Annotated in this window: 1 pseudogene; it reads left to right on the top strand. The window is 56.1% G+C overall.

Annotation, left to right across the window (positions count from 1 at the left end):
- Nucleotides 1-3,782 (top strand): annotated as a pseudogene (locus DQ405_RS25685) (hemagglutinin repeat-containing protein); the annotation flags it as partial.

The following is a 3,782-nucleotide window of genomic DNA, read 5'->3' as shown; positions in this document are numbered from 1 at the left end:
TGCCACCAACAACCTGTCCGCCAAAGCGGGCAATGACCTGATCAACAGCGGCTTGATCGGAAGCCGGCAACCGCCTCGACCTGCTGGCGGGTAACAACATCGTCAACAAGTCCGGCGGCATCATCGCCGGACGCGATGTCACGCTGACGGCGATCAAGGGTGATGTGATCAACGACCGTGCAGTAACCCGTACCGGCAACGGCACCGCTGAGCGCCGCGACTATCTCGACAGTGCGTCACGCATCGAGGCAGCTAATGACCTGACGATGAATGCAGGCCGTGACATCGCCAATACCGGTGGCGTGCTGCAAAGCGGGCGTGACACCACATTGGTCGCTGGCCGCGATGTGCACATCGATGCCGTTGAGCAACGCAATGGTTTGGATCTGGGCAGCCGCCTGCGCACCGAAACCGTGACGCAAAACGGCGCCAGTGTGGAGGCCGGCCGCGACCTCAAGGTATCGGCAGGGCGAGACTTCAGCGCCATTGCCAGCCGTATCGACGCCAAGCGCGACTTGAGCATCACGACGACTGAGAACCTGAGTATTTCGTCGGCTGCCGACGAACAGCATTCCTCCAGCAAGTCCAAGAAGGTCACCCAGTCCAAGGACCACATCAGTCAGGTTTCCAGCGTGCTGACGGCCGGCGGCGACGTGTCGCTCAATGCCGGTAAAGACCTGGAAATTCACCGCCAGCCGAATCGCCGGCGGCGGCAACGTGGCCCTCGATGCACAGCGCGATGTGAGCATCCTGTCGGCACTGGACGAAGACGCCTCGTTCTACTCGAAAAAGAGCAAGGGCTCGTTCGGACGCAGCAAAAGCCAACAGCGGGAAAGTTATGACAGCACCAACGTGGCCTCGGTCGTCGAAGCCGGCAAAGACCTGACCATCAATGCCACCAAGAAGACTGGTGGCGGGATGAGCATCGACGGCGGGCGTGACGTCACCGTGATCGGCAGCCAGCTGAAGGCCGATGGAGACATGTTGCTAGGGGCCACGGGTGACATCGCGGTGTTGTCGGGTGTCGAGGAGCATGGTTCCTACAGCAAGAAGACCAAGTCCGGGTTCCTGGGGCTGTCCAAAAGTGGCAAAAGCCAGTTGAAGACTACTGCGAGCCAAGTGGGCAGTGAGTTGGAGGCGGGCAACGATGTGGTGGTGGCTGCAGGTAATGATGTGCGGGTGCGGGCTAGTGAGATTAGTGCAGAAAATGATGTCGAGTTAAGGTCTGGACTGGTCAAGGAGACAGGCGACATCAACCTGGTTTCTGCAAACGACACCGCCTATAGCCGTAGTGAAAAATACGAGAAAGAAAACCGGCTCGATCTCGGGTGGGTTTATTGCGATCTCCTCGGCCAAAAAAGCTGGCCAAGAAGCCCAACGCAGCACCAGCGTGGGGAGCCAAGTGTCCGCGGATCGTGATGCGAGCTTGCACGCTGAGCGAGATATTAACTTGGTGGGCAGTGGGGTCAGCGCCGGGCGTGATGTCAGTCTCAATGCAGGACGCGATGTCAATGTACTTGCGGCCCAAAGCAGTACCAGTGAGCGCGATTGGCAAAAAAGCAAACAGACCGGTATTGGCGTATCGAGTGACGCCAATGGTGTGACGTTGTTTGTGGGCGCTGATAAAAGTACAGAGAAAAATAGACTTGAGCAGCAAACAGCAGCCGCCAGCCAGATCAATGCAGGGCAGGACCTGACGATCAATGCCAAGCGAGATATCAACCAGCGCGGCTCTGACCTATCGGCTGCCAATGATGCTGAGCTGACGGCCGGGCGAGATATAAATATCGATGCGGCGCGTGAACGTTTGCTGATGGAGCAGCAGCGGGAGACGGAGCGTAACGGGTTGAGTGTGGCTATCAACCATAACTATGGCAACACCAAGGATGCGGTGAGCGGGGCCGGGAAGGGAGAGGACAATATCAGCAAGGGCTCCAGCACGCTGAAAGGTGTTGATGCAGTCAGCCAATTCCTTGCAGGTCCCACTGGGGACGTAAAATTCGGCAATAGCAAGCACAGCACCAGCACACAGCTGATTGAAGAGACCAATCGTTCATCGACCCTGAAGGCCGGTAAAGATCTCAACATGGTCGCTGGGAATGATGTGGCGATCAGCGGCGGCCAGTTGAATGCCGGCCGCGATATCAACATCAAAGGTCGAGATGTTTTGCTTGATGTAGCCAAGGGCAGCATTAACCAAAATGACAGTGAGAGTCAGAGCTGGGGTGGCATCCATGGCGGTACCAGTGGTGGCGTAAAGTTAGGCGTAGGTGGAAGCCATGGCGTTGCTAGCGAGAAGGGTAGTAACGGTACTTCTGCCGTCACGACAGCGCAGGCCGGGCGCGATATTAACCTGAATGCGAGCAATGACCTGAACCTGATAGGTACTCAAGCCAAGGCCGGCCGCGACATCGATCTCAAGGCAGGGAACGACTTGAGCATCCGTGCTGCGCAGAACGACAGTTCAAGCGACAGTAATAGAAACAGTGGAGGTGGAGAAGTCGGGTTTACCTTTGGCAACGAGGGAGTCGGCGTTTATGCCAGCGTCAGCATGGGCAAAGGGAACCTGGACCGGGAAGGGCAGCGTCAACAGGATGCCTATCTCTATGCTGCCGATCGTTTGGGCTTCGAGAGCGGCCGCGATACTCAGGTTGCAGGTGCCGACTTGCGGGGAGATAAAGTCATTGGCCGGGTCGGCGGTGACCTGAATGTTTCTTCTGTCCCAGACACCGGCAAAGTCAAAGGCAAAGAATTTGATGTAAGTGTCACCGTCACCATCGGGCCGGGCGCGGTGTCAGCGGTTCGGTTGGTTACGGTCAGACCTCTGGAAAAACCAATTGGGTCGAAGACCAGACGCGGAATCACCGCCAGCGACAAGCTGGATATCCGTACGGAGAAGCACACACAACTCGATGGCGCTTTAATCGCTTCGGACAATGGCAACTTGAAACTGGACACCGGCACGCTGGGGTTCAGAGACATCTCTGGAGAAGATAAAGAGCACGGGTATTACTTGAACGTCGGTGGCACCTATAAAAACGGTGAAAGCACTACCCAGGATTCGAGCCAGGTCGGTAAAGGCAAGACGGGGCAGACGGGGTGGAGTGTTACTGGCTGGAAGTACGATAAGGACCGCGAGCAATCAGTCCGCGCGACAGTGGGCGCGGGTGAGATCGTTGTGCGGGATGTGGGCGATGCTACATCTGCAGTGACGGGGCTCAATCGCGATGTTGATAAGGCTTACGAAGTTACCAAGGACCAGGAAAAACGTACGGATCTGTATGTAACTGACTCTTCGTTGAAAGCGGTGACATCCCCAAAGGCAACATTAGAACAATGGAAAACCGACGCCGCCAAGTTAGGTGACAGAACCGAAGAGACGATTTTCCAGATGGTGGACCTGCTCGGCGCTGGTTCGGAGATTGCGCAAGGCACAAACCCTGATTGGGTTGGCCGCATGATGGAAGGCAAGGCTGCTTTTAGGCAGCTAGGTAGTCGCCACGTAGACGAACGGTCCGCTATCGTCAACCGAGTGCTTGGCAATATCACAAATAACGACCACTCTCCTGAAACTCAAGCACTGGCAGATAAGATCACTCAGATAGCAGGAGACGACCCGCAAAAAGCTCAGCAAGTGTTGACGTTGCTAACGAGCTTGAATAAAAGCGGTCATGGAGAAAATAACTTCTTACCGGCGATACCTCTCGCTATGGCGGGCATCACAGCCATAGGAGGCGCGTTTAGTTGCAGCTAACCCAACCACTCAGGAAAACTTGCGTATT

This window comes from Pseudomonas sp. SST3 (assembly GCF_003325755.1).
The sequence above is the reverse complement of the archived record's forward strand: the minus strand, read 5'-3'. Positions and strand labels throughout refer to the sequence as shown.